Consider the following 452-nt stretch of genomic DNA (forward strand, 5'->3'; position numbering starts at 1 on the left):
TATTTACTTTTATAACTACCAACGCTTCCAAAAACGGCTCAACCATCTGGCACCGATAGAATATCGACACCAGATGGCTGTTTAGTCTTTTTTATAGCTGTCTACTTGACAGGGGTAAGTCCAGACCCCTTAAAGTTAGAGTTTTATTTATGCAGCTAATCGGCTGGCATGAGTTCGGTATTTTACCGGGTTCATGCCGGCCAATTTTTGTTTTATTCGATCGTTATTAAAGTAATCGATATACTTCTCTATTTTCTTCTTTAATGCTTCATAGGAGATTAATTCTTCTCCGTAATACATTTCTTGTTTGAGTAAGCCAAAGAAATTCTCCATGGTCGCATTGTCTGCACAGGTTGCTTTACGAGACATGCTTTGGAAAATCTTGTTTCGCTTTAATGTTATCACCCATAAATGATGTTGATAGTGCCAGCCCTGATCCGAGTGAATCGTTG

1 protein-coding gene is annotated in these 452 nt (G+C 38.7%); it reads right to left on the bottom strand.

Translation table 11 applies throughout. From position 1 onward, the window contains the following. Positions 1-147 precede the first annotated feature (147 nt). The coding region (locus C9J35_RS23290) for an IS3 family transposase (protein WP_153062996.1) at positions 148-452 on the bottom strand (305 nt) is incomplete at its 5' end.

This window comes from Lysinibacillus parviboronicapiens (assembly GCF_003049575.1).
Taxonomy (GTDB): domain Bacteria; phylum Bacillota; class Bacilli; order Bacillales_A; family Planococcaceae; genus Lysinibacillus; species Lysinibacillus parviboronicapiens.